At 59.2% G+C, this 24,692-nt stretch carries 28 protein-coding genes and 2 pseudogenes; 13 read left to right on the forward strand and 17 right to left on the reverse strand.

The features are described 5' to 3' along the window. Nucleotides 1-7: 7 nt before the first annotated feature. From AB8B33_RS37895 to AB8B33_RS37910, 4 genes are all read right to left on the reverse strand, one after another. The gene (locus AB8B33_RS37895) at nucleotides 8-3,274 is read right to left on the reverse strand and encodes an error-prone DNA polymerase (RefSeq protein ID WP_439019365.1); all 3,267 of its coding nucleotides are present in this window, start codon (nucleotides 3,272-3,274) and stop codon (nucleotides 8-10) included. After that, on the reverse strand, nucleotides 3,271-4,785 hold the full coding sequence (locus AB8B33_RS37900; protein ID WP_439019366.1) for a DinB/UmuC family translesion DNA polymerase: 1,515 nt from the start codon (nucleotides 4,783-4,785) through the stop codon (nucleotides 3,271-3,273). The genes AB8B33_RS37895 and AB8B33_RS37900 overlap by 4 nt, the downstream gene beginning before the upstream one ends. After that, nucleotides 4,703-5,461, reverse strand: coding sequence for an ImuA family protein (locus tag AB8B33_RS37905; RefSeq protein ID WP_439019367.1), 759 nt, complete (start codon nucleotides 5,459-5,461; stop codon nucleotides 4,703-4,705). Before AB8B33_RS37905 ends, AB8B33_RS37900 begins: the two co-directional genes overlap by 83 nt. 469 nt (nucleotides 5,462-5,930) lie before the next feature. Continuing rightward, on the reverse strand, nucleotides 5,931-6,323 hold the full coding sequence (locus AB8B33_RS37910) for a winged helix-turn-helix transcriptional regulator (protein WP_056536357.1): 393 nt from the start codon (nucleotides 6,321-6,323) through the stop codon (nucleotides 5,931-5,933). 81 nt (nucleotides 6,324-6,404) lie between these two features. On the opposite strand from AB8B33_RS37910, the gene AB8B33_RS37915 reads away from it, so the two are divergent. Continuing rightward, nucleotides 6,405-7,136 (forward strand): SDR family NAD(P)-dependent oxidoreductase, encoded by a 732-nt coding sequence (locus AB8B33_RS37915; RefSeq protein ID WP_439019402.1) that lies wholly within the window; start codon nucleotides 6,405-6,407, stop codon nucleotides 7,134-7,136. 112 nt (nucleotides 7,137-7,248) lie between these two features. Further along, nucleotides 7,249-7,385 (forward strand): annotated as a pseudogene (locus AB8B33_RS37920) (NAD(P)-dependent dehydrogenase); the annotation flags it as partial. Here AB8B33_RS37920 and AB8B33_RS37925 read toward each other — a convergent pair. Then, on the reverse strand, nucleotides 7,370-8,452 hold the full coding sequence (locus AB8B33_RS37925; RefSeq protein WP_439019368.1) for a PAS domain S-box protein: 1,083 nt from the start codon (nucleotides 8,450-8,452) through the stop codon (nucleotides 7,370-7,372). The pseudogene AB8B33_RS37920 and the gene AB8B33_RS37925 overlap by 16 nt on opposite strands. 218 nt (nucleotides 8,453-8,670) lie before the next feature. Here AB8B33_RS37925 and AB8B33_RS37930 point away from each other — a divergent pair, with 218 nt between their 5' ends. Further along, entirely contained in the window at nucleotides 8,671-9,108 is a 438-nt protein-coding gene (locus AB8B33_RS37930) for a VOC family protein (protein ID WP_060642032.1), read from the forward strand. A gap of 200 nt (nucleotides 9,109-9,308) precedes the next feature. On the opposite strand, the gene AB8B33_RS37935 is transcribed toward AB8B33_RS37930, so the two are convergent. After that, on the reverse strand, nucleotides 9,309-9,881 hold the full coding sequence (locus AB8B33_RS37935) for a TetR/AcrR family transcriptional regulator (protein WP_056536345.1): 573 nt from the start codon (nucleotides 9,879-9,881) through the stop codon (nucleotides 9,309-9,311). Nucleotides 9,882-10,020: 139 nt separating this feature from the next. Between AB8B33_RS37935 and AB8B33_RS37940 the strand changes: the two genes are divergently transcribed. The 4 genes from AB8B33_RS37940 (at nucleotide 10,021) to ligD (AB8B33_RS37955) (ending at nucleotide 14,576) form a co-directional block, all read left to right on the forward strand. Continuing rightward, the gene (locus AB8B33_RS37940; RefSeq protein WP_439019369.1) at nucleotides 10,021-10,371 is read left to right on the forward strand and encodes a DoxX family protein; all 351 of its coding nucleotides are present in this window, start codon (nucleotides 10,021-10,023) and stop codon (nucleotides 10,369-10,371) included. A gap of 98 nt (nucleotides 10,372-10,469) precedes the next feature. Further along, nucleotides 10,470-11,054: a flavodoxin family protein gene (locus AB8B33_RS37945; protein WP_439019370.1), complete on the forward strand. Its 585-nt coding sequence runs from the start codon at nucleotides 10,470-10,472 to the stop codon at nucleotides 11,052-11,054. Between the two features lie 219 nt (nucleotides 11,055-11,273). After that, nucleotides 11,274-11,567 carry an I78 family peptidase inhibitor gene (locus AB8B33_RS37950; protein WP_439019371.1) on the forward strand — a complete coding sequence of 98 codons (294 nt, stop codon included), beginning with the start codon at nucleotides 11,274-11,276 and terminating at the stop codon, nucleotides 11,565-11,567. Between the two features lie 336 nt (nucleotides 11,568-11,903). After that, nucleotides 11,904-14,576, forward strand: a complete 2,673-nt coding sequence (gene ligD, locus AB8B33_RS37955; protein WP_439019372.1) for a DNA ligase D — start codon at nucleotides 11,904-11,906, stop codon at nucleotides 14,574-14,576. Nucleotides 14,577-14,588: 12 nt separating this feature from the next. Here the strand turns inward: ligD (AB8B33_RS37955) and AB8B33_RS37960 are convergent, their stop codons facing one another. From AB8B33_RS37960 to AB8B33_RS37985, 6 genes are all read right to left on the reverse strand, one after another. Continuing rightward, nucleotides 14,589-14,867 carry a hypothetical protein gene (locus AB8B33_RS37960; RefSeq protein WP_439019373.1) on the reverse strand — a complete coding sequence of 93 codons (279 nt, stop codon included), beginning with the start codon at nucleotides 14,865-14,867 and terminating at the stop codon, nucleotides 14,589-14,591. Between the two features lie 9 nt (nucleotides 14,868-14,876). Then, entirely contained in the window at nucleotides 14,877-15,176 is a 300-nt protein-coding gene (locus AB8B33_RS37965; RefSeq protein ID WP_428413338.1) for a DUF982 domain-containing protein, read from the reverse strand. Between the two features lie 74 nt (nucleotides 15,177-15,250). Continuing rightward, the gene (locus tag AB8B33_RS37970; protein ID WP_439019374.1) at nucleotides 15,251-15,724 is read right to left on the reverse strand and encodes an Hsp20 family protein; all 474 of its coding nucleotides are present in this window, start codon (nucleotides 15,722-15,724) and stop codon (nucleotides 15,251-15,253) included. A gap of 171 nt (nucleotides 15,725-15,895) precedes the next feature. Beyond that, nucleotides 15,896-16,927 (reverse strand): non-homologous end-joining DNA ligase, encoded by a 1,032-nt coding sequence (ligD, locus tag AB8B33_RS37975; protein ID WP_439019375.1) that lies wholly within the window; start codon nucleotides 16,925-16,927, stop codon nucleotides 15,896-15,898. Further along, nucleotides 16,924-17,736 (reverse strand): non-homologous end joining protein Ku, encoded by an 813-nt coding sequence (locus AB8B33_RS37980; protein ID WP_428413341.1) that lies wholly within the window; start codon nucleotides 17,734-17,736, stop codon nucleotides 16,924-16,926. Before AB8B33_RS37980 ends, ligD (AB8B33_RS37975) begins: the two co-directional genes overlap by 4 nt. Nucleotides 17,737-17,748: 12 nt before the next feature. Continuing rightward, nucleotides 17,749-18,645: a Ku protein gene (locus AB8B33_RS37985; protein WP_439019376.1), complete on the reverse strand. Its 897-nt coding sequence runs from the start codon at nucleotides 18,643-18,645 to the stop codon at nucleotides 17,749-17,751. A gap of 199 nt (nucleotides 18,646-18,844) precedes the next feature. Between AB8B33_RS37985 and AB8B33_RS37990 the strand changes: the two genes are divergently transcribed. From AB8B33_RS37990 to AB8B33_RS38010, 5 genes are all read left to right on the forward strand, one after another. After that, on the forward strand, nucleotides 18,845-19,024 hold the full coding sequence (locus AB8B33_RS37990) for a hypothetical protein (RefSeq protein ID WP_439019377.1): 180 nt from the start codon (nucleotides 18,845-18,847) through the stop codon (nucleotides 19,022-19,024). 5 nt (nucleotides 19,025-19,029) lie between these two features. Then, nucleotides 19,030-19,806 carry an exodeoxyribonuclease III gene (xth, locus tag AB8B33_RS37995; protein WP_439019378.1) on the forward strand — a complete coding sequence of 259 codons (777 nt, stop codon included), beginning with the start codon at nucleotides 19,030-19,032 and terminating at the stop codon, nucleotides 19,804-19,806. 73 nt (nucleotides 19,807-19,879) lie between these two features. After that, nucleotides 19,880-20,125, forward strand: coding sequence for a hypothetical protein (locus AB8B33_RS38000; protein WP_439019379.1), 246 nt, complete (start codon nucleotides 19,880-19,882; stop codon nucleotides 20,123-20,125). 14 nt (nucleotides 20,126-20,139) lie between these two features. Then, on the forward strand, nucleotides 20,140-20,382 hold the full coding sequence (locus AB8B33_RS38005; protein WP_428413349.1) for a hypothetical protein: 243 nt from the start codon (nucleotides 20,140-20,142) through the stop codon (nucleotides 20,380-20,382). 5 nt (nucleotides 20,383-20,387) lie between these two features. Beyond that, nucleotides 20,388-20,654, forward strand: a complete 267-nt coding sequence (locus tag AB8B33_RS38010) for a hypothetical protein (protein WP_439019380.1) — start codon at nucleotides 20,388-20,390, stop codon at nucleotides 20,652-20,654. Between the two features lie 13 nt (nucleotides 20,655-20,667). On the opposite strand, the gene AB8B33_RS38015 is transcribed toward AB8B33_RS38010, so the two are convergent. The 4 genes and pseudogenes from AB8B33_RS38015 to AB8B33_RS38030 all read right to left on the reverse strand — a co-directional run bounded on the left by AB8B33_RS38015 (nucleotide 20,668) and on the right by AB8B33_RS38030 (nucleotide 22,775). Beyond that, nucleotides 20,668-20,967 carry a cold-shock protein gene (locus AB8B33_RS38015; protein ID WP_439019381.1) on the reverse strand — a complete coding sequence of 100 codons (300 nt, stop codon included), beginning with the start codon at nucleotides 20,965-20,967 and terminating at the stop codon, nucleotides 20,668-20,670. Between the two features lie 166 nt (nucleotides 20,968-21,133). Then, a complete protein-coding gene (locus tag AB8B33_RS38020; RefSeq protein WP_428413680.1) occupies nucleotides 21,134-21,334 on the reverse strand; it encodes a hypothetical protein in 201 nt (66 codons plus the stop codon). Nucleotides 21,335-21,340: 6 nt separating this feature from the next. Beyond that, nucleotides 21,341-21,655 (reverse strand): annotated as a pseudogene (locus AB8B33_RS38025) (DUF309 domain-containing protein); the annotation flags it as partial. 187 nt (nucleotides 21,656-21,842) lie between these two features. Continuing rightward, nucleotides 21,843-22,775 (reverse strand): cupin domain-containing protein, encoded by a 933-nt coding sequence (locus tag AB8B33_RS38030; protein ID WP_439019382.1) that lies wholly within the window; start codon nucleotides 22,773-22,775, stop codon nucleotides 21,843-21,845. 93 nt (nucleotides 22,776-22,868) lie between these two features. Here AB8B33_RS38030 and AB8B33_RS38035 point away from each other — a divergent pair, with 93 nt between their 5' ends. After that, nucleotides 22,869-23,615: an SDR family oxidoreductase gene (locus AB8B33_RS38035; RefSeq protein WP_439019383.1), complete on the forward strand. Its 747-nt coding sequence runs from the start codon at nucleotides 22,869-22,871 to the stop codon at nucleotides 23,613-23,615. Between the two features lie 416 nt (nucleotides 23,616-24,031). Here AB8B33_RS38035 and AB8B33_RS38040 read toward each other — a convergent pair whose 3' ends face one another. Beyond that, the gene (locus AB8B33_RS38040; RefSeq protein ID WP_439019384.1) at nucleotides 24,032-24,586 is read right to left on the reverse strand and encodes a T4SS efffector SepA family protein; all 555 of its coding nucleotides are present in this window, start codon (nucleotides 24,584-24,586) and stop codon (nucleotides 24,032-24,034) included. Between the last annotated feature and the right edge of the window lie 106 nt (nucleotides 24,587-24,692).

Genomic DNA, 24,692 nt, shown 5'->3' on the forward strand with positions numbered 1-24,692 from the left:
GGTCTCCTCAGTGGAAGTTTCTGGATTTGATTTTCAGATTATCGATATGAAGGTCGGGAATATAGATGTCGCGCGCCTGCACAGCGGGTTTGGGATTATCCCGAGGATCCGGCCCTCCTCCGTGCTTGACCTGATCGCGGCGGCCATGGGGCAGCGGGAAGTCACCGAGGCCGCCGTCCCGATTACCAACGCTTGCCAGGTCGGCGGAGAAATCGAACAGGCGCTGGGCAACGAGGTGAACGACCTCGCCTTCCCGCTGGATGCGGCCATTGATAGCCATCATGCTCGCGGTCATCAGGACACGCCGCTGGCGTTCGAACAGCGATGGCCAGACGACGGCGTTGACGATGCCAGACTCGTCTTCCAGCGTTAGGAACATGACGCCCTTTGCCGATCCAGGCCGCTGTCGCACGAGAACGAGACCAGCCGTCCAAAGCCATTTCCCGTCCCGCTGCCGCATCGCCTCGGCGCAGGTAACGATGCCTTTCCGGTCGAGGTCTTTTCGGAGAAATGACACCGGGTGCGCTCGCAGGGTGAGACCAGTATGCGAGTAGTCCTCAACCACCTCCCTGCCCTCGGTCATCGATTTCAGCGCCACTTCAGGCTCCTGCATCTCGGCTATGACCTTGGCTTCTCGCTCAGCGGCGGCCGCCCAAAGCTCGAGAGGTTCATCCCTCAGCGCCTTGATATCCCAGAGTGCCTGACGCCGTTCCAGTTCCAACGATGGGAGAAAGGCATCAGCTTCGGCGAGCTTCACCAGCGACGACGGCGACACACCAGAGCGCCGCCACATGTCGTCGGCGGAGACGAAAGGCTGGTCAGCTCGCGCCAGAATGATGCGCGCGGCGTCGTTGGCGGATAATCCCCTGACAACACGCATGCCAAGTCTTAAAGCAAAGCGGTCGGAATTGCCGATCCGTTCCATGGTGCAGTCCCAGCGCGAGCGGTTGACGCAGACTGGCCGGACTTCGACGCCGTGGTTTCGGGCATCCTGGACAATCTGGGCAACGCTGTAGAAACCCATTGGCTGGCTGTTGAGCAAGGCAGCACAGAAGACATCGGGGTGGTGACACTTCACCCACGAGCTCGCATAGGCGATCAGCGCAAAACTGGCGGCATGGCTTTCCGGAAAGCCATAGGAGCCAAACCCTTCGAGCTGGGTAAATGTCTTCTCGGCAAATTCGCGGGTGTAGCCGTTCTTGACCATGCCTTCGACGAGCTTGTCCTTGAACTTCGACACCCCGCCTGTGAACTTGAACGTCGCCATGGCGCGACGCAACTGGTCGGCTTCGCCCGCTGTAAAGCCCGCGCAGGTCATCGCAACCTTCATCGCGCTTTCCTGGAACAGCGGGACACCGAGCGTCTTTCCAAGCACGGCTTCAAGCTCGGGCGTCGGATACTCTACCTTCTCCTTGCCTTCACGGCGGCGGAGATAGGGGTGGACCATGTCACCCTGGATCGGTCCCGGTCGAACAATGGCCACCTGCACGACGAGATCGTAAAATGTCCGAGGCTTCAGGCGCGGCAGCATCGCCATCTGGGCCCGGCTTTCGATCTGGAAGGTGCCGAGCGTATCGGCCTTGCGGATCATCGCGTAGGTCGCCTGATCTTCCTGTTCCACGTCAGCCAGCCCCATGGGTATGTCCTTGTGCTCCTTCAGCAGCTCGAAGGATTTCGCCATGCAGGTCAGCATGCCGAGTGCGAGCACGTCCACCTTCATGAACTTCAGCGCCTCGATGTCGTCCTTGTCCCATTCCACGACCTGGCGGTCCTTCATGGTCGCCGGTTCGATCGGGACCAGATCGTCGAGCCTGTCCTGTGTCAGGACGAAGCCACCCGGATGCTGGCCGAGATGGCGCGGCGCCCCCATCAACTGGGCGCTAAGATCCAATGCCAACTTCAGGCGGTAGTCGGCGGTGTTCATGTTGTTGTCTATGAGCTGCTTTTCGCCGACTCCCTCCGACCAGCCCCAGACTCCGGAGGAGAGCTGGGTAATCAGGTCTTCAGGCAACCCCAAGGCCTTGCCGACATCACGTAGCGCGCCCTTGGCGCGGTACCGAGTGACGGTAGAGCAGAGGGCCGAGCGCGAGCGGCCATAGGTCTCGTATATCCATTGGATGACCTCCTCGCGGCGGGCGTGCTCGAAGTCGACGTCGATATCCGGCGGCTCGTCGCGTTCCATCGACACGAAACGCTCGAAGAGCAGGTCACCCGTCTCCGGATTGATGCTGGTGATGCCAAGGCAGTAACAAACCGCCGAGTTGGCCGCCGACCCCCGCCCCTGGCAGAGAATTCCTTGCGACCGGGCAAACCGGACGATGCTGTAGACGGTCAGGAAGTACGGTGCGTATTTCATCACCCGGATGAGCTCGAGTTCGTGAAGGATCGCCTTGCGAACCTTATCGGGGATCCCCTCGGCGTACCGGGTGGCAGCGCCCTCCCAGGCGAATTTGGTCAGTGACTGCTGCGCGTCGAGGCCTGGAACCAGAGCTTCCTCAGGATACTGGTACTGCAGCTCGCTCATGTCGAAGCGGCAGCGGTCGACGATTTCGCGGGTTCGTGCCAACGCTTCTGGATACTCCGAAAACAGTCGATGCATCTCCTCCGGTGCTTTCAAGAAGCGATCGGCATGCCGCTCGCGATCGAAGCCGACGCTGTCGATTGTCGTTCGGTTGCGGATGCAGGTGACGATGTCCTGCAACTGCCGGCGACCGGGATCGTGAAACAACACGTCGTTGGTGACGATCGTTTTCACTTTATGTCTCGCAGCCATGTTGGACAGATTGTGAAGCCGGAGGCGATCGTTGGGGCGACGGCGCAAGCACAGCGAAACGTAGGCCCTGTCGCCGAAGATCGTAGCGATCTTCCTGAGTTGGCCGGCAGTGGTCTCGTCGGCCTCATCCGGGACAAGGATGGCAATCAGGCCAGCGCTATAGGCTTCCACGTCTGACAGATCGAGGATGCATTTGCCCTTCCCTCCCCGGCTCTTGCCGAGCGAAAGCAAGCGGGTCAATCTCGAATAGGCCGGTCGATCGGTCGGATAGACCAGGATCGACAAGCCATCGGAAAGATCGAGCCGACAGCCGACGACCAATCTCACGCCAGTGGTCTTGGCCGCCTCCCAGGCGCGCACGATGCCGGCGAGCGAGTTGCGATCGACAACACCCAAGGCGTCGATGCCAAGCGCCGCGGCGGCGGCGAACAGTTCCTCGGTCGAACTGGCACCGCGGAGAAAGGAGAAATGGGTGGTGACCTGGAGTTCGGCATATCTCATCCGAACACCCCATGCAAAAACCACAGGTGCGAGCCCGTGTCAGCGTCTATGCCGTCGCCGGCGCGAAACACCCAGTAGCGTTCGCCGGCCTCGTCCTCGACCACGTAATAGTCCCGAACGGCGGCATGCTCTCTCGGGCGAACCCACCATTCCCCGAATATCCGCTCCGGCCCGTCTGCCCGTTTGACCCGCCGGCGCTTGCCACGCCAGGTGAACACGGCGGGCGGCTGATCGGGGAGAAGAGCGGTCACGTCGATGCGTTCCGGGTTCGCCAGCAGCCGCGATGGCCGTGGCCATTTCGCGGCCCATGTCGCTCCGGTGTCGTCCGCCGTCGGCCCAATCCGCTTCACCGACCGCTCGGGAACATCGGAGGCAACGGGCGTGACACGGTAGAGACGCTGGCCACGGTTGCCGAGAATATCGACAAGCGGCGTAACATCGACAACCTGCTCCTCGATGAGTGACGACGCGACCTGCCGCTCCTCCAGCGGCTCTGCGATGATGGCGACCAGCACCAGGCGTTCGATTCCAAAGCCGGGGTCGATTTTCTCGATGCGATCGCACAACAGCTTCGACAGCCGAGCGGGATCGCGTACCGGTTTTGCCAATCCGGCTCGAATGCACTGGCGGGTGTTGTCGACACGGTGGATGACAAGATCAGAACGCCTCACGCCAAGGCCGCGCTCTTCCAGTTTGGATGTCAGTTCGCCAACCAGTCGGCGTACATATTTGGAGATTGTCTCCGCGGCGCCGATTGGCTCCTGAAAGTTCTTCGCGGCTTCGACCAGCTCTGGTGTCCGTAGAGGTTCGATGGGTTCTGCCATCCGCCCGAACAGTTGGTCCAGCCGCCTACCGACCTCCGGGCCGTATCGCAGCGTCAAGGGCGCGCGTGGCATCGCGGAGAGTTCCCCGACCGTCTCGACGCCCATCACCCGTAAACCATGTATTGTGTCGGGGGCGAGCCGGAGACAGTGGATCGGCAGGCGAGTGACTGCTTTCGCCACGCCGCCTAGCGGAACAACGGTCGTTTCCGCCGACGTCAGGCGGGTGATCGCGTGCGCTGCTCCCCAGGTATCGGCCACCGCAGCACGCGCGGTCAGGCCCCGTCCCCTCAACCCGTTGACCAGCCCGGAAATCAGCAGGGCCTCGCCGCCCTGAAGATGATCGGCGCCTTCGGTGTCCATGACGATACCGTCCGTGCCGTCGACGGCAACGACAGGGGTGTATTGTCGGAGAGCCCACAGCGCCAGCCGTTCTAGGGCAGCAGCGTCAGCGGCAGGATCGGCATCGATCATCGTAAGGTTAGAGACCACAGCCTGCGCTTTGCTTGCAGGCATCCCGACCTTGAGGCCGAGTTTGCGCGCGGCGGTGTCGGCAGCCGAGACCCAGCGTTTCGAGCCCGATTTCGAGATAACGACAAGAGGCTGATCAGCTGGCACGGTTCCCTCTCCATGCCGACGTATCCGGTCTGTTGGCAGAGTGGGGAAGTAGACACAAACGACCCTTGGCATCACAGGCTCCTAATTCGAACTCAGCACACTCGCCTGCTTTCACGCGCATCAATTCCGCCAGCCATCTTGGGCGGCCAACGCCCGCGACTGGCAACGCCTCCGACGGCAGCACGCTTACCCTCCATCGTGTCGTCGAGGCTGTCGGATTGCCGAAGTCCGACGCCTCCGTCTGTCGCCGCCACCTGCGGACAACGAGCCCCATGGTGCCTGTCTTTTCAGCAGCCAGCTGCAGCCGCCGGGATGCCACCATCGGCAATCGAACCAGTTCCCCGACCACTGCTGCCAATCCCCCGAAGGAAAGCCCTTCTTCCATGGAAGCAAGGACGTCTTCCTCCTTGTCACCCTCGCAAAAGATCACGCGATCGGGATGCAGGCCTGCTTGGGCGATAGCGGGGAAAAAGAGATCAGGTCTCGTCAGACACCAAAGGACCTTGCCTTTCGAGCGCGCGGCAATGCCGGCGGCAAACAATGCAGCCGCGGCTCCGTCCACCGTACCGGCGCCGCCACCCGCAATCTCATGCAGGGCACCATAAGGCAGGCCACCACCTGGCAGCCGCTCATCCATCTCGCTGATACCGAAGGGTAGCACGATGGCCTTTTTCGCCGCACTCCCCTCAAGGTGGGCGATACGGTCTCTGAGTTCCTCGATGACCCGAGGGCTGGTGGTGCGCGACATCGTTCACGGACCTCCCCGGCTCGCGTTGCATGGACTTCACGTCCCCGAAAATTGTTGACGTTCCTCTTTTGTTCCGCTCCGTTGAAAGAGTCAAGCCGGTCTCAGGGCGGTAATTTAGGTTCCGCTAAAGCGATGTCACGCAAATGATGAGACGAATCAGAGGTCTAGGCGGATTTCAGCCAAGTAACTCCATCGACTCATTTAATCACAATACCCCCGGTTTCCTTGCGGACCGAAACGCGGGGTTGCGACACGACAAGCGCATCGTCCCAATGATGCAGATACAGTTGCTTCGAACTCAGCTCTCCCTCAAATTTTGTGTGACTGGCGATCGGCGCTTTATCGATTTAGGCTCCATCGGCGACGCCCAAGAACGGTCCGCTACCAATCTCTTCCTGAATGGCTGATTGGGCCGAAGAGGGCCAAGACCTCAGTCTCTGAAGAGCTAGGAGCGGACACAGCGACGCCGTCAACGACGATTTCCGGTGTTGTCGTAGTGTTGCGTGGCCGCCTCGACCTTGTCGGCATTGGCTGCTGCCCACGCACACAGTGCTTCAAACGGCTCACGCAGGGAATGGCCTAGCGGAGTGATTGCATATTCCACGCCGATCGGCTGCGTTGGGAGCACCGTCCTCGTGACAAGACCGTTCCGCTCAAGTCTCTTCAGGGCATCGGCCAGAGCCTTGTGCGTGATTCCGTCGAGACGCCGCTTGAGTTCGTTGAAGCGCGCAGGTTTCGGACAGATCACAGTCAGTATCATGATCGTCCATTTATCAGCAATCTTGTCCAGTACCGGGCGAACCTGCGGCATGTTGCAGAGTGCGCGATGAGAGAGCTCTTCGAGGTCAGTATACTCGTCCATATCTAGGCTAATCCAAGTGCGTAATTGATATCAGATATCCACCGTATATCATTGAGAGACCATTCAGTGAAAGGATTTACGATGGCTCGAATGAACAACAAAGTGGCTCTGGTTGTTGGCGGCGCGAAGGGTATCGGGCTGGCTATTGCCGAGCGGCTCTCTGCCGAAGGCGCAACTGTCTTCATCACCAGTCGTAGAGCTGAAGATGCTGACAAGGCGGCCAAACGCATCGGCAATGGCACGGTCGGCATTCTCGCTGACGCAAGCTCTCCGGAAGACATGATCGTCGTTGTCGAAAAAGTGCGCAAAGCCTACGGTCGTATCGACGCCCTTGTTTTGAATGCAGGTCTTTCCGAGCCTTCGCAGATCGCCGAGATAACGCCGGAGCACTTCGACCGCCACTTCGACGTCAACGTTCGAGGAATGGTGTTTGGCTTCCAGGCCGCTCTCCCCGCCATGACAGAAGGCGGCTCGGTCGTCCTCGTCGGCTCCATAGCGGGGAACGCAGGCTACTCGGGTTACGGAACCTACTGCGCAACCAAAGCAGCTGTCCGTTCCTACGCCAGAACCTGGACGGCAGAACTCGCACCAAAAGGTATTCGGGTCAACGTCGTTGCACCCGGCCCCACGGATACGGACATGATGGCTGCTGTCGCGGAAGACACTCGCGCGGCAATTGTCGCTCCGATTCCGATGGGTCGTATGGCACGGCCATCAGAAGTGGCTGCGGCCGCCTTGTTCTTGCTGAGCGATGACGCGAGCTACATCGCCGGCGCTGAGCTATGCGTTGACGGCGGCTTGCGGCAAGTCTAGGGAGCAGCCGAAACGGGGTACCCGATCTCAAATAGGTCGGGTACAACCAAGAGGCGGATGCCAGGGAGGTGATCGACCTTATCGAAGCCGAGGATCGCAAGCCGGTTGCGCTCAGAGTTATCGCGGGGCGGGAAAGCTCACAGGCGGAAGGCACTCGTCATCGGCGACGATTCAGGCATCGGCCGTGCCACAGCAATCGCTTTTCTGCGCGAGGGCGCCGATGCCGCCATCGCCTATCTTCCGGATGAATCGCTGATAGCGCCGCGGGGGACGGACAGTCGAATCGAGAGCCCATTCGGCATCCACTCGCGCGAGATATCGACCCCGAGACTCTTTCCGATTATCTGCTCAAGCCGGCTTCCAAAACCGATCGAACGTGTCTCCGACGTGGAGTGTTGAGGACCGTTGCTCTCGAGCCAGACTATCTCCAGGATCTCGCCTTTCACCGTCACTGCGATATCCAGCTTCCCCTCTTCGACGGACAGCGCACCATATTTCGCGGCGTTGGTTGCGAATTCATGGAACAGCAGCGCGAAATTTGTGATCTTGTTGCCGCTGACATCGATGTCATCTCCGGTCAGCTGCCAACGAGTGGCACCCTCCCGCTCATAGGGTGCGAGAATATTGGACAAAAGCCGGAACAGGGTCGTCTGTGGAGTGCCGGTCGCGGCCTCAGCGTTCAAGCTCGGCAATGTCATCTCATGCGCCCGGGACAGGGCCATCAACCTGTCCTTCAACCCCGAGGCGAGATCGGTAGTCGTTTTTGCCGTCCTAGCCGCAAGAGTGATGATGCTGCCGGTAATGGCGAATAGGTTTTTTACCCGGTGATGCATTTCCCGAAGCAAAAGTTCCTGATGCTCGGCAGCTCGCTTGCGCTCTGAGATATCGCGGGCGATCTTCGATGCGCCGATGATCTCTCCGTTGCCGTCCCGAATAGGCGAGATGGTGAGAGAAATATCGATCAGGCTACCGTCTTTGCGTCGTCGTATCGTCTCGAAGTGATCGACGCGCTCGCCGGCCTGGATGCGGGCGAGAATGGCTGGTTCCTCGTCGAGGCGATCCGGTGGAATGACGATCGTGATTGGCTTTCCGATGGCCTCATTCGCCGCATAGCCGAAAAGACGCTCGGCGCCTTTATTCCAGGTCGTGATAACGCCGCTGAGGCTCTTGCTGACGATCGCATCGTCGGAGGATTCGACGATCGCTGCAAGAAAAGCTGCAGCAATATGTCCCGCCTGCGCAGCTTCTATGTCAGCCTCTAGTTGTCGCGGGCCCTTCGCCTGGTCCTCGCATTGCTGATCATCGGAAATAGACATCTACGCCCCGTCAATCAAAGTATTTTTGGACGCCTGACGGTCAAGCCACCTGGCGTAGCGCCGATCATATTCGGCAAACGTCACCAATAACAGCACGAAGTCTCGTAAGGGGGAAACCCATCCGAATAGATTCCCTAAAGATTTTGATAGTGATGTCAGGACCGATGGTTCATCTACGTCCTGGAAGAAAGTCGGTGCGAAAACCGGAGGAGGCCGACATGGCGGTAAAGCGATTGGACAACATCGGGATCGTCGTTGAAGATCTTGGAGCGGCGATAGACTTTTTTCAGGAGCTGGGCCTCGAACTCGAAGGTCGCGCGACGATCGAGGGCGAATGGGCCGGTCGCGTCACTGGTCTGGGCGACCAGCACGTCGAGATCGCCATGATGCGCACACCGGACGGCCACAGCCGGCTGGAGCTCTCACGCTTCCTCAGACCGGAGGTCGTCGCGGATCATCGGAACGCTCCGGTGAACTCCCTTGGTTATCTGCGAGCCATGTTCACAGTCGATGACGTCGAAGAGACCGTTGAGAGATTGCGCACGCACGGCGCCCAGCTTGTCGGCGATGTCGTCCGATATGAGAACGCCTACAAGCTCTGCTACATCCGCGGACCCGAAGGTCTTCTCATCGGCCTTGCCGAGGAACTCGGATAAGCAGAGATGTGTTTGGAAAGCCACTGTCCGGGGGCCGTTGAGACCGCGCGCCAACAGGTAGCCTCGATCTCATGCAGCTTACAATTGAGTCTGCGAATGCGCCATATGATCATTTGGAAAAAGTGCGAGGAAGCCCAGCAAACCTCGCAAATGACCTTAAGTCGGGATGCCTGTGTCGAAACGTCTCGCGTATTCCTATGTCAACTCTTAGACGCAAACATATCAACGATATGTGCAACTCGCTCTTTGCGAAACGCCGTCCTGATCCGTCCATGGCGCTCAAGCTCCGCTAGACCATGAAGGGTAGCCCAGAAAGCCTCGGTAGCGAGTTCAGCGTTTGCGCAAAATGGCTCAACGACAGCCATCATGGCTCCGAATGTATCGCGCAAGGACTGAGGTGTATCGGACTTTGCAAACCGCAGACCGCTCGGAAGGACGAACATGGCTTCGTACAAAGCCGGCCGCTCAATGGCGAATTCCAGGTATGCCATAGCAACGTCTTCCATTGCTTGCGCCGCACTCGCGCCGCGGCGAACCGATGACCGCAGCACCGGCCCTAACTCCCCAAATCCTTCCAGAGCGACCGCCCCGACAATCGCGTCGCGGTTTTCGAAATGGGCGTACAGGACGGGCTGACTGTATTCAATCTCCTGAGCAAGTCGACGAACAGTCACCGAAGCCCATCCGTCTTTTTCGGCAAGCATCTTTGCAGCGCCGATGATCCGCTGCTCTCGCTCGGCCTTCTCCCGCTCTTTGCGTTCACTTATGCCCACAACTTCACCTTCATTCGTTTCAAAGCATTATAGCGGCACAAATAATCTTAAGCAACGATTGACATTCTAGCAGTGCTATAGTTATTTATGACGCTATTGACGCCGCATCGCTCGCGGGTGTCACCGTTAGGATCGTCCAATGTTCAACTTCATATCGCTGTCAGTCGGCAATGCGGCGACGCTCCTGGCCGCCGCCGCATTCCTTCTCGGTGCGGTCATCAACGCGTCCGGCAGCAAGGCTGTTCGGGAAGAGTTCGTTCGTTACGGATTTCCATCGTGGTGGTGTTGGATCACCGCAATCTTGGAATTCCTGACGGCAGTTCTGTTGGTCTTGCGGCCAACCTTCGCATTCGGCGTGGCGCTTGGAGCCTGCATCATGGTCGCGGCCGTTATCGCTATCATCAGGGCCCGCGATTTCCGCCATATCCCGCCGCCATCGGTGTTCCTGCTGCTACTAATCATCGCAGCTCTCGTCCAGTTCTCATCTTAGCTGCGCGGAAACCGCCAGCCTCAATCACAGCAACGACTAATCCGAACCGCGCTGAGTTCCATCAGCGAGGCGCATAACCATGGCATAAGGAGCCAATCATGACCACATCGAGTTCCGTCCCAAGCACTGTTATCGTCTACCATTCCGGCTACGGCCATACGCACCGCATGGCTGAATCCGTCGCGGAAGGTGCTGGCGCAAAGCTCCTTGCGATTGACGCCGAGGGCAACCTTTCTGACGACGGATGGGCCGCGTTGGATGCCGCCGACGCGATCATCTTCGGCTCGCCGACTTACATGGGCGGACCGAGCTGGCAATTTAAGAAATTCGCTGATGCATCTTCCAAGCCGTGGTTTTCCGCGAAGTGGCAGGACAAAGTCTTTGGCGGCTTCACCAACAGCGCCAGCCTCAATGGCGACAAGCTAAACACGCTGCAATACTTTGTCCTTCTTTCCGGGCAGCATGGTGGCCTATGGGTGAGCCTCGGCATCAAACCATCGAACGTGAAAGCGTCTAAGCGCGATGACGCGAACCGCATGGGGTCATATATTGGCCCGATGGCGCAGTCGGACGCTGACGCCGCCCCGGATGAAATGTCCTCGGGCGATCTCGAAACAGCACGTCTCTATGGCGCGCGGGTTATGAGCGTCGCTCGGCAGTACAAAGCAACGCAGGCTGAATAACAAGGAGGCTTTCGGGTCAATGTCGTTGCACCCGGGCCCCACGGATGCGGGTATGCCGGCGGCTCGCGACAAGTCTAAAGAGCCGCCGAAACGGTGTAGCCGATCTCGAATACGTCGGGTACATCAAAACGCCTTCGATGACAGAACGACTTCATATTGAAGTTAGCTGGCGGCAATGCAAAGACACAATCTGTCGTTGATCGAAAGAGGCAAAAGCCAATGAAATCTGCTCTGCGTGTTACGCCTATTCTGGTTTTCCTCGGCACGCTCCCGGCTTTGGTGGCTTGCTCCGCAGGCTCTGAAGTCCCCAGTGGTCGGTGCGATCCCGTAGCTGCACGGGCACTTAATGGGCAACCAAAGCCGACCGACGAGGAAGCCAAGCGAAGAACTGGAGTGACCATCGTACGCCAGATCGCCCCCGGCCAACCCGTCACCCATGATTACCGAGACAACAGGGTAACCTTAGAGACCGATCCCACCTCAGGCCGCGTGTTGGGGGCGATCTGTGGATAGAAATCGGACGAGAGAAACATAACTAAAGCGGTTGGCGCGGGTTATCGACCTTTGCGTCTTTTCAGCATCCTGAAGGTCGAGCAGGTCAGTTGACGCGCGGCGTGTTTCCGTCGCGGCGTCTTAACACGCTGAATTGGAACAAAATGCGGGCTGGATGCTTCTCAGTTCCGAGGTCGCGTGCCGTGTCAACCGGACGTGATAGGAATGATGAACGCGAGGATTTTTCCGGTTTCTCCTTGCGGCCAACGAAATGGCAGTCGAGCGTCCTACCTGTCCGGCCGCGCCTCAACTCTCTCGTCATTCGACGTTGGAGGCGGATTTGTACCGGGGACTGCCATGGCCAGCGACAAGCTCTCAACTTACAAGCAGAAGCGCGATTTTCAGAAGACGCAGGAGCCGAGCGGCCAGGCAACGCTGAAAGCGTCGAACCGTCGGCGCTTTGTGATCCAGAAACATGACGCGACCCGATTGCATTATGATCTTCGGCTTGAGCTTGATGGCGTGTTCAAATCCTGGGCGGTGACCAAAGGGCCGTCGCTCGATCCACACGACAAGCGTCTTGCCGTCGAGGTCGAGGATCATCCGCTCGACTACAGCGATTTCGAAGGCACGATCCCGAAGGGCCAGTATGGCGGCGGCACGGTCATGCTTTGGGACCGTGGCTACTGGGAGCCGGAGGGCAATAAAAGTCCGGAACAGGCTCTCGCCAAAGGCGACTTCAAGTTCACTCTGGAGGGCGAGCGTCTGCATGGCAGCTTTGTGCTGGTGCGGATGCGCAATGATCGTGACGGCGGCAAGCGCACCAACTGGCTGCTGATCAAGCATCACGATGAGTTCTCCGTCGAGGAGAACGGTGCGGCTGTCCTGGAGGAGAACGCAACATCGGTGGCCTCCGGCCGGACGATGGAGGCGATCGCCGCCGGCAAAGGCAGGAAGCCCAAACCGTTCATGGTCGAGAGTGGCGACGTTCAGGCGGATGCCGTCTGGGACAGCACCCACGGCCTTGCTGCTGAAGAACGCAAAGCCGGAACCAAAACCAAAAGGAAAGCAACGTCGGCCAAAGGGGCAGAGCCAGCGAAGTCGCCGATGCCCGACTTCATCGCGCCGCAGCTCTGCGAGACGCGCGAGCGTCCACCCTCGGCCGGTAGCTGGATTCATGAGATCAAGTTTGACGGTTACCGCATCCAGATGCGCATCGAAAACGGCGGGGTAACGCTCAAAACCCGCAAGGGCCTCGACTGGACAGCAAAATATCCGGCGATCGCCGCTTCGGCCGCAACCCTGCCCGATGCGATCATCGATGGGGAGATCTGTGCGCTCGACGAACACGGCGCGCCAGACTTCGCTGCGCTACAGGCGGCGCTGTCGGAAGGCAAGACGGACGCCCTGGTGTATTTCGCCTTCGACCATTTGTTCGAGGGCGGCGAGGACCTGCGACAACTGCCGCTGACCGAGCGCAAGGACCGGCTGCAGAAGCTGCTTGAAGACGCGGGCGAGGATCCACGCTTGCGTTTCGTCGAGCATTTCGAAACCGGCGGGGACGCAGTTCTGAAGTCAGCCTGTCGGCTGTCGCTGGAAGGCATCGTTTCCAAACAAGGTGATGCGCGCTATCAGTCCGGCCGGAGCGACACCTGGGCCAAGTCCAAATGCCGGGCTGGCCATGAGGTGGTCATCGGAGCCTATGCCAAGACGAACGGCAAGTTTCGCTCACTGCTGGTCGGCGTCAACCGCGGTGATCATTTCGTCTATGTCGGCCGGGTTGGCACCGGGTATGGCGCAAAAGTCGTCGACACGATTTTGCCGAAGCTCCGCGAGCTGGAAACCACCAAGTCACCGTTCACAGGCATCGGCGCGCCGAAGAAGGATCCTGACATCGTCTGGTTGAAGCCGGAGCTTGTCGCGGAAATCCAGTTCGCCGGCTGGACGGCCGACGGTCTGGTGCGTCAGGCGGCGTTCAAGGGCCTGCGGGAAGACAAGCCGGCCGGCGAAGTCGTTGCGGAGAAGCCTTCCGCACCGGCACAAGCCGATGTGCCTGATCCCGAGGCAGAGGCTGAAAAACCAACGCCGACCAAGTCTTTCCGGAAGGGCGGCAAGGCAAATGTCATGGGCGTGTTGATCTCCAATCCCGAGAAGCCGCTGTGGCCGGACGCGGGTGACGACAAGCCTGTAACCAAGGTCGAGCTTGCGCAATATTATGAGGTGGTCGGCTCTTGGCTCATCGACCACATCAAGGGTCGGCCGTGCTCAATCATCCGCACCCCCGATGGCATCGGCGGCGAGCAGTTCTTTCAGCGGCATGCCATGCCGGGCACCTCGAACCTCCTCGAGCTGGTGAAGGTGTTCGGCGACAAAAAGCCCTATCTGCAGATCGATCGCGTCGAAGGCCTCGCGGCAATCGCCCAGATCGGCGGCGTCGAACTGCATCCCTGGAACTGCGAACCGGATCAGCCAGAAGTTCCGGGCCGCCTAGTGTTCGACCTCGATCCCGGTCCAGACGTCCCCTTCTCCACCGTCGTTGAAGCCGCCCGCGAGATGCGCGACCGGCTGGAGGAGCTCGGGCTCGTCAGTTTCTGCAAGACCACCGGCGGCAAAGGGCTGCACGTGGTCACCCCACTTGCCGTGGCCAAGGGCAAGAAGCTGGCTTGGCCCGAGGCGAAGGGTTTTGCGCACGACGTCTGCTTGCAGATGGCGCGCGAGAACCCTGACCTCTATCTGATCAAGATGGCGAAGAACCAACGAAACGGCCGCATCTTCCTCGACTACTTACGCAACGATCGCATGGCGACCGCTGTTGCGCCTTTATCTCCGCGTGCCCGTCCCGGTGCCACCGTATCGATGCCTCTGACCTGGGCCCAAGTGAAGACAGATCTCGATCCCAAGCGCTTCACGATCCGCACCGTGCCGGCGCTCCTTGAGAAGACGAGCGCCTGGCAGGATTATTGCGACGGACAGCGCTCGCTGGAGCAGGCAATCAAGCGGTTGGCCAAGTCTATGAAGCAGGCCGCCTGAACGCGCAGTCCATCAAATACCATAGCACCGATCGAGCGCCTTGAGAGCAGACTGCACGTCATTGATCGAGACCGGCTCCGGCGTTCCCGGCAACTGACGAAGCGCCGGCTTGGAATCAAGCGCATAGAAATCCGACGCCCAAGCGGCAAGGATCGCGCGCTTGTCATCGACGGAAAGAGACGGTGACTTCACCACGTCGATCGGTCGCTGAAGCTGCATACCCTGAAGCAGGACCATTGGGCCCACCGCCATCGCATTGTCGGCGGCCTGCTGCAACATATCGTGCATCATCTGACCACCTCACCGCACGTGCGGATCTCTGTCCCGCCGCAAGCGCGACGCGACGATCCCGTTGATTTCCGGCGCCAGTAGGTCGTGTTTCTCGGCAAAGGCGGCAAATAGACCGCGTGCGGTCTCTGCTTCGATCTCACCGCGCAGCGCGGCACTGCACGCCTTGAGCGCAATTGAGTGCGCGCCATCTCTCTGTGAGACCGGCCATTCGACGAGGTGCCGGTAGGCGTCCATCACGCCGCGCACCTCCGCGGGAAAGCCGAGGCCGACAAGAATGGAAACAGGCTGTCTGAACATATCGGGTTTCATCGCTCTCTCCTTTCCAACCCGGAACGTCGATGGGCGCCGTCGCAACGGCGCCCCAGTTGAGCGGACGATGTCGATTAAGCTGCCTTCTGCGCTTCGATCTGCGCCGGAGCAGCCGATGTCAGCGCGGGTTCGCTCTGGATCGAGATCTTGCGCGGCTTCAGTGCCTCGGGGATCTCACGCACAAGATCGATGGACAGCAGGCCGTTGCTCAGAGCCGCTCCGTTCACCCGGACATGGTCGGCCAGTTCGAAACGGTGTTCGAACGGACGGCCGGCGATGCCGCGATGCAGGTAGCCCTCAGCAGCCGCTTCCTGCTTCTTACCGGTGACAGTCAGCAGATTGGACTGGAAGGTGATGTCGAGATCGTCCTGGGAGAAGCCGGCCACCGCAACGGAAATCCGGTAGTTGTCGTCACCGGTCTTGACGATGTCATAGGGCGGCCAGTCGCTGATCGAGCGAGCGCGCTGAGCGTTTTCCAGAAGGTTGAAGACCCGGTCGAAGCCGACGCTCGAACGGAACAGCGGTGCGTAGTCGTAAGATGTTGCCATAGCCATATCCTCCTTGAAGCAACATGGGGTACGGAAGCGCCGAAAGACGGTGCCTCCAGCAAGGCCAGCCCTTCATCAGCGGCTGGCGACAATCGATTTGGTTTTTGGGATTTTTAGATTCAAGAGCACGGCCAGAAAAAATTCCGGCTTTTTTGCCTCTGCCGGCGCCATTCAGTTCAGCGCATAAACCGCCGCATTATCCTGGACTTCACGCAGGCCTTTGTAAGAGGCATGCCGCAGATTACCATCGTCGGTCCAGCCCCGGAATTCGATTTCGGCGATCAGCGTCGGTTGCGCAAACACGTAGTTCTTGCCTTTCAACGGCACGACCGGCGTTCTGGCCTTCAGCGTGTCGAGCGTCTTCTTCAGATAGGTGGCGTCCTTCTCCTTGAAGCCCGTGCCGACAGCGCCGACATAGACCCAATCGTGGCCGCGGCGAGCGGCCAGCAGTAGACTACCGATCCCGCCGAGCGCGGCGGCCGACTGTTCGTAGCCGACGATCGTGAAACTCTCGCTTTGCACGCATTTGATCTTCAGCCAGTCCCCGGTCCGCCCGGAGCGGTACCGGCTGTCGCGGTGCTTGGCGATAATGCCTTCCAGTCCGAGAGAGCGGGCATTTTCCAAAAGTGTGGCGCCGTCGCCTTGGACTTCCTCCGAAAGCTGGATCGCGCCAACCGCACCCTCGAGCAGATCAGTCAGCAGACGCCGTCGGACTGAGAGTTCAGTCTTCGTCAGATCATGACCATCGAAATACAGGAGGTCGAAGGCAAACAGGATGGACTCCGTCGAGGCTTTCTTGCCGCCGCGTCCGCCGAGCGACCGCTGTAGCGCTCCGAAGTCGGATCGGCCCTCGGCGTTGAGGACGACAGCCTCTCCGTCGAGGATGGCTGTTCTAACCCCAAGCTCTTTAGCAGCCGCGGCAATGGCGGGAAAACGGTGGGTCCAGTCATGGCCGCCGCGGGTGATAATCCGGACGCCCGATGGTTCGATATGGATGGCGAGCCGATAGCCGTCCCATTTGATTTCGAAGACCCAATCCGGCCCGACTGGCGGCGCCGTCTTGAGCAATGCCAGGCATGGGTCGACCCGATCGGGCATGGGGTCGAAGGGAAGGTTCGGCTGCGCCGGGTCACGCTTCCGCCTCGGCCTGGATTTTGCGGTGAAGGCATCGTCTTGCAGCAAAGGCTTGGCGCGTTTGCTCATTTGCCGGTCCGGGTCTCGGCTGCGACTGACTTCTTCAAGGCATCCATGATGTTGATGACGTTGCTCGGTGCGGGCGCTGAGGCTGGCGCTTTCGCCTTGGTCTTCGATGGCTTTTTCAGCGCCTTTTTCTTTTCGGCGATGATATCGAGCAGCCGGTCCTGAACCGGGTCGATGACCATTTTCGGGTTCCAGTGCTGGGTCTGCTTTTTGATCAGTTGCTGGATCAGCGGCATCATATCGGAATCCGCTGTCTCATCACCGATGTCCTCGAAATAGGTCTCTTCATCGCGCACCTCGTCACCATAACGCAAAGTCCACAAAACGATACCCTTACCGCGTGGCTCCAGCATGACGGCGCGCTCGCGCCGCGTGATGACCAACCGCGAAATGCCGACCATGTCCTGGGATTCCATCGCGTCGCGTATGACCGAGAATGCCTCCTGGCCGACCGGATCGTTCGGCGACAGATAATAGGGCGTGTCCAGCCAGATCCACTCGATCCTATCGCGCGGGGTAAAGGTGGAGATATCGATGGTCTTGGTGCTATCCAGCGCAACATTTTCGAGCTCCTCATCCTCGAGGATGATGTATTCGTCCTCGCCGCGCTGATAGCCTTTGACCTCGTCTTCTTCCCGAACTTCCTTTCCCGTGACCGAGTCCACATAATGGCTGACCACCCGGTTCTGGGTTTCGCGATTGAGCGTGTGGAAGCGGACCTTCTCGTTCTCGGATGTCGCCGGCATCATCTGCACCGGGCAAGTAACCAATGACAGCTTGAGATAGCCTTTCCAGTATGGACGAACTGCCATGATATCCTCCGATCAGCTTGCGCGGCGCGCTGGCGTCGCAACCTTCGACTTCGCTGCAGTGGCAGGTTTGGCGGCCTTTTGCCGGCCGGTGCCTTTGTTGGCGTTGGCAGCGGTGCGTTTCGGCTCGGCCTTGGCTGCGAGCCCGGCGCTTTCGCGCAGTGCCTGCAGCAGATCGCTGGGCCTGGAAGCAGCCGGCGCTTTCTTCTTCGGCAGCGAGCGGCCTTCAATCTTGGCCTTCACCAGTTCGGCGACCGCGGCTTCGTACCGATCGTCAAAGGTGCCGGCATCGAAACTACCCTTCTTCTTCCCGATGATATGTTCCGCCAGATCGAGCATTTCCCCCTCGATCTTCAGATCCGGCAGTTCCTCGAACGCTTTCTCGGATGAGCGAACTTCGTAATCGAAGTTCAGCGTCGAGGCGATCAGGCCCTTGCCGTGTGCGCGGATCAGGACCGTGCGCATCCGGCGGAAAAGGACCGTGCGGGCAATGGCGGCGACTTTTGCTTTTTTCATACCATCGCGCAGCAGCACGAAAGCATCCTTGCCCATACGGTCAGGCGCAAGATAATAAGGCTTGTCAAAATAGACGTCGTCGATTTCGTTGCATGGAATGAACGCGTCGATCTTCAGGGTCTTGTCGCTTTCGGGTACGGCGGCGGCGACTTCATCGGGTTCCAGAACGATGTACTGGCCATTCTCGATCTCGTAGCCCTTGACCTGGTCGTCGCGCTCGACAGGATCGCCGGTTTCGCTGTCGACGAATTCTCGCTTTACCCGGTTGCCGGTCTTTCGGTTCAGCGTGTTGAAGGCAATTCGCTCTGACGAGGAGGCGGCGGTGTAGAGCGCCACCGGACAGGATACTTCTCCGAACTTGATGAAGCCTTTCCAATTGGCTCTTGGGGCAACCATGACGCTGAACTCCTGACGCAACTTAGGCGATTCAAGCGAATCAGCGGGCAATTGTTCCGAGTCGAAACGAATCATTTTTCAATGACTTAGCTGTTTTGCCGTGCCCTTTATACGAGTCCCAGTTAGGCCGCTGATTCGCATGCATCTTTTGGGCGGCAGGTGCGTTTATGGGAAACAGCAACCATAAAGGAGTCTCGCCATGACCAAACGCGAACTGATCGATACCGGAACCGACAAGCGGTATGTCCGCAGGGACGAGGACGGCAAGTTCAAGGAGAGCGTTGACGTGTCCCGCTCCCTCTCGGCCGATGCTCGCCACGATGCCAAACACGACGCAAAACCTGGTCAGGGTGACAAGGGCGATCACAAGCGCCGATAAGATCTGTGAAGCTCGCGACCTACAATGTCAACGGCATCAACGGCCGCCTCGAGGTGCTGCTGCGCTGGCTCGCCGAGGCGAAACCAGATGTCGTTTGCTTGCAGGAATTAAAGGCACCGCAGGATAAGTTTCCGCGGCGCGAGATCGAGCGCGCCGGCTATGGTGCTATCTGGCACGGCCAGAAATCCTGGAATGGCGTTGCGATCCTCGCCCGTGAACAGGAGCCGCGCGAAACCCGTCGAGGACTTCCCGGCGACCCCGACGACAGTCACAGCCGCTACATCGAGGCAGCAATCGATGGTATCGTCGTAGGCTGTCTTTATCTTCCGAATGGAAATCCCGCGCCAAGCCCGAAGTTCGATTACAAGCTCCGCTGGTTCGAACGCTTGCACGCCTATGCGGATGAACTGCTGGAACTGGAGGTACCCGTGGCGCTCGTCGGCGATTTCAACGTCATGCCGACCGAACTCGACGTCTACAAGCCGGAGCGGTGGCTGGACGACGCATTGTTTCGCCCGGAGGTGAGAGCCGCATATGCCGACCTCGTGGACCAGGGCTGGACAGACGCGATCCGGCATCTTCATCCCGATGAGCGCATCTACACGTTCTGGAAGTATTTCCGGCATTCCTTTGCGCGCGACGCCGGGTTGCGCATCGATCACTTCCTGCTCAGCCCTTCCCTGGAGGACCGGCTGACTGCGTCAGGCGTCGACAAGTTTGCGCGTGGCTGGGGGCACACCAGCGACCATGCGCCGGCCTGGATTGAACTCGATGACGGATAACTTATCTCATAGCCGGATATCTACTCGATGAGCTGCCCCGCTTGCCGCGACAATATCATAGAAGGAGGACATTATGCCTGTTGAAGGAGACTTCGATGCCGGCGATTTCGCCGATCGTCTCGCGGAAATGAGCGAGGACGAATTGTTCGAAACCATGCAGGAGCTTGAAGAGGAGAGCGACGACATTCGCCCCGACGAACGCGACAGTAGCGATGTGTTTGCGAAAATTGCATTGGTCGAGACAGCCATTGAGGATCGGTTCCCGGGCCAGCTCTTGGCGCCTTACAAGGATTGGCAACAGCGTCGGACCCCAAGCTAAGAGGAGCGTGTATTATGACCGAACGACTGGAAAGCCCGGAACGATTGTTCCAGCACCTCGACAACCTCGTCGCTGACATCATTGATCAGTTCGCAAGTCAGGGTCATGGAACGGCCGTCGTCATCGAAGCACTGCAGGACGTTCTGGCAAAGCGGCAACTCGCCTATGAGCGTGATCCCGATCCCGCCGAAGAAACTGTTGAGGAACCGGCCAACGACTGGCCGGGCGCTAATATCCGGGCCGAGGCGAAGGAGTAGGCGACATGGTCCCATCACCGGATCATCGCGCAGTAGTCGATACTGCAAAAAGCCTCACGCGCACGCAGCAGGACGCTCTGAGAGCGATCGCTTTTTTCCGCCGACAGAAAAAAGTCGGCAAGGGCTGGTTGGTCGGTGACAGGCGCCTATCGGAAAGGATCGTCGAGCGGCTCGAGCAGCTGGAACTGGTGGAGGAAAGCTTTGTGCGAGGCGAACCGGTGCTGCAATTGACCGTCGTCGGACAAGCGATCAAGGACCGCTTGCTCCATTAATCGTCCAACACCGCTATCGCCTTCGAAGGCCCCATTCCTTCTCGAATTCTGTCTCGAAATCTGAACCTGTATTATCCGGTCCGGGCTCTCGTCGAAGCGCCTTTGGCCGGGGAACGATCGATAGCCCTTCTGCAAAGACTTTTCCGTTCCGGGACCCAATAGAATATTGAAGCGCGGTTCCGCTTTCCAACGTCGGTAGATTGGCTTCCTCGACCTTTGAGAGATGCAAAAAGATGTCGGCGCTACCGTCGTCGGGCATGATGAATCCGAACCCCTTGCTCACGCTGAACCATTTCACCTTGCCGGTGGGCATATATGACTTCCTATCTGAGAAGAATTGCATGCATTTGTGCAGCCGGCCTTCGTAAACGCAATCCGGATTGGCTATCCGACGCACAACATGAAACAGCTCATCACGATCGCAGTATAAAGTGGCTGCCGTTTTGCGCCGAAAATCCCTATGAGTAATCCGCCAATATCTACGCGTCTCCCAGAACGAAGTCGAAGACGGATTCGGGCTGCCCCTGGGACGTCATGTGCAATACCGGCATGGCCTGAGCGGTCGCTTCGGCGCGACCGGCGAGCGATACTGGCGACATGCCTAGGGCGTGCGCGAAATGGTCATCCGGCGCCGGTGTCAGATCCCGCAACAGCGCGCCGGCGCGTCTAGCGTGACGCATCGCTGGCGTCCGTTTGCCTTCCCGGATCTTCACCCCCGTTGCGGATAGCAAGATCAATCCCTTCAGAAAGGCGCGCAACGGGCTTCCTCTGTCTGCAATCTGCCAGAGTCCTTCCCACGCCTCGTGGGCTTCCCAATAGTACCCGTGATTGAAGAGGTCCTGGCCCCAGGCGAACTCCTCAGAGTCGAGAGACGCACTTACCAAAACGGGCTGGACACCGTAGCTATGTCCTCCAGGATCACGGATTGGATGTGGGCCCATGCCCGGCAAGTAGGCGTAGCGGGGGAATGATCTATTTGGAAGTAATCGAGGACGTCCCATCGACCCAAAGTCCCTATTGCAAAGCCCTTGAAATCAACAGGCGCTTAACCGGCCCTACGGACAACCTGCCCACACGTTACCAGGCTTGGGAGCCAAGCACATGGGGCCCCTTGAGCCCGGGCCTTGAAGCGGACCGTTCGCGGAGCCAAGGCCGCAGCCGGAAGTTTCCTCGCGCGCGTGTCACCGGTCATGAGAAGGCAAGCAGGTCAGGACTGGCACTGGCAACGTATCCTTTGGCGAACCTGCCCGGAGAGCAGCCGAGCCTTTTGCTAAACGCTGTGCTGAAGGCGCTGGCGGATTCGTAACCGATTTCGTCCGCAATTCGGTCGAGGGACTTCGCGCCGCTCAGGAGCGCATCCTTGGCAAGTGCGATGCGCCAGCGCGCCAAATATTCAATTGGCGCACAACCAAGAACCTTATGAAACCGCGCGGCGAAGGCCGATCGCGACATGCCGGCTATTCCTGCAAGGTCGGCTACTGTCCACCTCGTCCGCACGTCCTCGTGGATGGCACGCAGGACACGGGCAATGGCGGGATCGCGCAAACCGTTCAATAAGCCCGCCGAAGCTGCGTTGTCGCCGATAATGTCCCACCGCAATGCCTCTACCAGCAGCGTCTCCAGCAAGCGCTGGATGATCAGTTCCTTGCCGAGATAGTTGCCAACGCACTCCTCAGACAGCAGTTCGATCAGGCGGCCGAACCGCGTCGCGCGCCCCGCTGAAGCGGAGATATGAATATGATCGGGCAGTAGCGTGAGCAGCAGCGGCGCGTTGACACTCTCAATCGAGAAGCTTCCACCCAGAGCCGCGAAATCTGCCTCTCCTTCTTGCTCGCCGTGGCGGACAGCTTCAGCCAGAGGTTCAGCGGGAATGCACGCTACGCCTGGTTTGCTGCACAGCGAGAACGCCGGCGTCGTCGGCAAAAGGAGAAAATCGCCTTCAGCAATCCGGAGCGGCTCCCGATCACGAAATGTGACCCATGCTTCTCCGGTCAGCACGACCGTGAACCCAGGTGCGTCATACGATTTATAGCGAATGCCCCATGGGCCGCGCCCGGAAATGGGCTTCGCTACTGCGGTGCTCGGCCGCAAAAGGGCGATGATATCGCTGAGAGGATCCATGATTGGACGATCCGTAATGGTTTATGCACTACGTATTATAGATCGTATTGGAACTGCCGTCTATTGTCACCTGACCAAACCAAGGAGACAGACATGACGAAGACCATCCTCATTACCGGAACATCATCGGGCTACGGCAAGGCTACCGCGGAACACTTCCTTTCTGGCGGGTGGAATGTCGTCGCGACTATGCGGCGCCCGGACCGGTCGCTATTTCCTGAATCCGACCGGCTGCGCGTGCTGCCGCTCGATGTCACCAGCCCCGGGAGCATTGCCGATCTGATCGGTTCTGCCGGTCAGATTGACGTGCTGGTGAACAATGCGGGGATTGGCAGTGTAGGTGCATTCGAGGCGATGCCGATGTCCCTCATCCGACAGCTTGTCGAGACCAACACGATTGGCGTTATGGCGATGTGCCAGGCGGTCATCCCGCAGATGCGCGAGCGCCGGTCCGGAACCATCATCAATGTCACGTCGAGCGTTACTTTGGGAGAATTCCCACTCGCGGCAGCCTATACCGCCACCAAACAGGCGATTGAAGGCTTCTCGGCTTCGCTCGCGCATGAGCTCCGCTATTTCGGAGTAAGCGTGAAACTCGTCGAGCCCGGTTATGCGCCAACCACCCGGTTTGGGGCGAATGCCATCGTTCCTGTCTCGGAGCTCCTTCCCGGCGGCTATGCAGAATTCGCACAGCCAATTCTCGAGGCGTTCGCAAACCCGGCCCTGACCACCACCGAAAGCGATGTTGCAGAAGCAATCTGGCAGGCCGTTCACGATACCGATAACCAGCTCCGCTTCCCTGCCGGAGCGGACGCTGTCGCGCTTGCTCAGGCGCGTTGACGGAGGATGGTGGCAGGGGCTGGATGCTCCGGGCCTTCTGCTGCCCTCCGCTTCTCCCCGCCCAACGATAGCGAGGGCCGCCTGTCACAGCGACAGCACCCCTAATCGCAGGTGTTCCGGCGGGAGCCGATAAACAGCTTTAGGAGGCCGGCGAATGGGGTTTAAATGGCCGAGGCACATTCCTGCCGCAGCCCACGCCTTGATGGGAAACGAACAACCGACCATGTTGACATGATTTCAATAAGTATCAGATTTTCCAATCTCACCATGACTGTGGCGTCGCGGAGGCCGACTTGGGGTCGTCAGCGGACCGTCCACTGCTGAGCCCACCGCGCCGCGAACGCGCTCCCCATTGCGCTGTGGTGCGCAGAGCGACTGTCTGCCACGTGGAGGCGTGGCAGATGTGCCCGGATCCGTCAGATCGTAATGACGCCGGATCGACCCGGGTGCTGGGCCTTCTCATTCTGGCGCCACTGGAACTGTACCTCGACTGGAACCTTCCACTTCTGAGCCAGGCGCTCCACTTCCTTCCAGGCGTCCTGAGCGGACTGCCCCTGGATCGATATCCCGAGCTCGTCATGGTACCGGAACCCTTCGCCGGTGTAGGTGCGGCTTTTCGCCGGAACCTGGAGCTCTGCCACAAGCTTCTCGGCCGAAAGACCCTTGCCTTTGATGGTGGCGATCATTTGCAGAAGGAGGTTCGCCCAGTTAGCCTTCGGCACGACTTTTCCCGCTATCTTGGCGGATAGGACACGTGTGAACGAAAGTCCCGGTGCTTTGGTGAACCGAATGACGTCGTCGCTCGATAACGCGTCCAGCGACTCTTCTTGATCCCGTTCAAGCCCCAGTTCATCAAGTTTTTCCCGGACGAGCTGGTCAATGGTATCGCCCGGAGTCTTTGTGCTGAACCAAGTTGAAATGGTTTTTAGTTCCGCGAAGGTGGCGTCACTGAGTCTGATTACCGGCATCATATTGGCCTTCTATGTCCAATAGAAAATATGTAACATACTTTCTATTCGATTTTCAAGGAAATATGTAACATATTTTCTACGCTAGCGGATCGCTGGCGTGGCGGGG

Source organism: Rhizobium sp. 768_B6_N1_8, assembly GCF_051811225.1.
Lineage (GTDB): Bacteria > Pseudomonadota > Alphaproteobacteria > Rhizobiales > Rhizobiaceae > Rhizobium.

Bases quoted from the DNA above. Each gene is read 5' to 3' on its own strand.
- AB8B33_RS37965 (WP_428413338.1), bottom strand. From the start codon at position 15,176: ATGAAACCCGATATGTTCAGACAGCCTGTTTCCATTCTTGTCGGCCTC.
- AB8B33_RS37925 (WP_439019368.1), bottom strand. From the start codon at position 8,452: ATGTCTATTTCCGATGATCAGCAATGCGAGGACCAGGCGAAGGGCCCG.
- AB8B33_RS38010 (WP_439019380.1), top strand. From the start codon at position 20,388: ATGGTCCCATCACCGGATCATCGCGCAGTAGTCGATACTGCAAAAAGC.
- AB8B33_RS37950 (WP_439019371.1), top strand. From the start codon at position 11,274: ATGAAATCTGCTCTGCGTGTTACGCCTATTCTGGTTTTCCTCGGCACG.
- AB8B33_RS37930 (WP_060642032.1), top strand. From the start codon at position 8,671: ATGGCGGTAAAGCGATTGGACAACATCGGGATCGTCGTTGAAGATCTT.
- AB8B33_RS37985 (WP_439019376.1), bottom strand. From the start codon at position 18,645: ATGGTTGCCCCAAGAGCCAATTGGAAAGGCTTCATCAAGTTCGGAGAA.
- AB8B33_RS38030 (WP_439019382.1), bottom strand. From the start codon at position 22,775: ATGGATCCTCTCAGCGATATCATCGCCCTTTTGCGGCCGAGCACCGCA.
- AB8B33_RS37940 (WP_439019369.1), top strand. From the start codon at position 10,021: ATGTTCAACTTCATATCGCTGTCAGTCGGCAATGCGGCGACGCTCCTG.
- AB8B33_RS38000 (WP_439019379.1), top strand. From the start codon at position 19,880: ATGCCTGTTGAAGGAGACTTCGATGCCGGCGATTTCGCCGATCGTCTC.
- AB8B33_RS38005 (WP_428413349.1), top strand. From the start codon at position 20,140: ATGACCGAACGACTGGAAAGCCCGGAACGATTGTTCCAGCACCTCGAC.
- AB8B33_RS37960 (WP_439019373.1), bottom strand. From the start codon at position 14,867: ATGATGCACGATATGTTGCAGCAGGCCGCCGACAATGCGATGGCGGTG.
- AB8B33_RS37980 (WP_428413341.1), bottom strand. From the start codon at position 17,736: ATGGCAGTTCGTCCATACTGGAAAGGCTATCTCAAGCTGTCATTGGTT.
- ligD (WP_439019375.1), bottom strand. From the start codon at position 16,927: ATGAGCAAACGCGCCAAGCCTTTGCTGCAAGACGATGCCTTCACCGCA.
- AB8B33_RS38035 (WP_439019383.1), top strand. From the start codon at position 22,869: ATGACGAAGACCATCCTCATTACCGGAACATCATCGGGCTACGGCAAG.
- ligD (WP_439019372.1), top strand. From the start codon at position 11,904: ATGGCCAGCGACAAGCTCTCAACTTACAAGCAGAAGCGCGATTTTCAG.
- AB8B33_RS37900 (WP_439019366.1), bottom strand. From the start codon at position 4,785: ATGCCAAGGGTCGTTTGTGTCTACTTCCCCACTCTGCCAACAGACCGG.
- AB8B33_RS37970 (WP_439019374.1), bottom strand. From the start codon at position 15,724: ATGGCAACATCTTACGACTACGCACCGCTGTTCCGTTCGAGCGTCGGC.
- AB8B33_RS38020 (WP_428413680.1), bottom strand. From the start codon at position 21,334: ATGCGTCACGCTAGACGCGCCGGCGCGCTGTTGCGGGATCTGACACCG.
- AB8B33_RS38040 (WP_439019384.1), bottom strand. From the start codon at position 24,586: ATGATGCCGGTAATCAGACTCAGTGACGCCACCTTCGCGGAACTAAAA.
- AB8B33_RS37915 (WP_439019402.1), top strand. From the start codon at position 6,405: ATGGCTCGAATGAACAACAAAGTGGCTCTGGTTGTTGGCGGCGCGAAG.
- AB8B33_RS37905 (WP_439019367.1), bottom strand. From the start codon at position 5,461: ATGTCGCGCACCACCAGCCCTCGGGTCATCGAGGAACTCAGAGACCGT.
- AB8B33_RS37910 (WP_056536357.1), bottom strand. From the start codon at position 6,323: ATGGACGAGTATACTGACCTCGAAGAGCTCTCTCATCGCGCACTCTGC.
- AB8B33_RS37895 (WP_439019365.1), bottom strand. From the start codon at position 3,274: ATGAGATATGCCGAACTCCAGGTCACCACCCATTTCTCCTTTCTCCGC.
- AB8B33_RS37990 (WP_439019377.1), top strand. From the start codon at position 18,845: ATGACCAAACGCGAACTGATCGATACCGGAACCGACAAGCGGTATGTC.
- AB8B33_RS37945 (WP_439019370.1), top strand. From the start codon at position 10,470: ATGACCACATCGAGTTCCGTCCCAAGCACTGTTATCGTCTACCATTCC.
- AB8B33_RS38015 (WP_439019381.1), bottom strand. From the start codon at position 20,967: ATGCCCACCGGCAAGGTGAAATGGTTCAGCGTGAGCAAGGGGTTCGGA.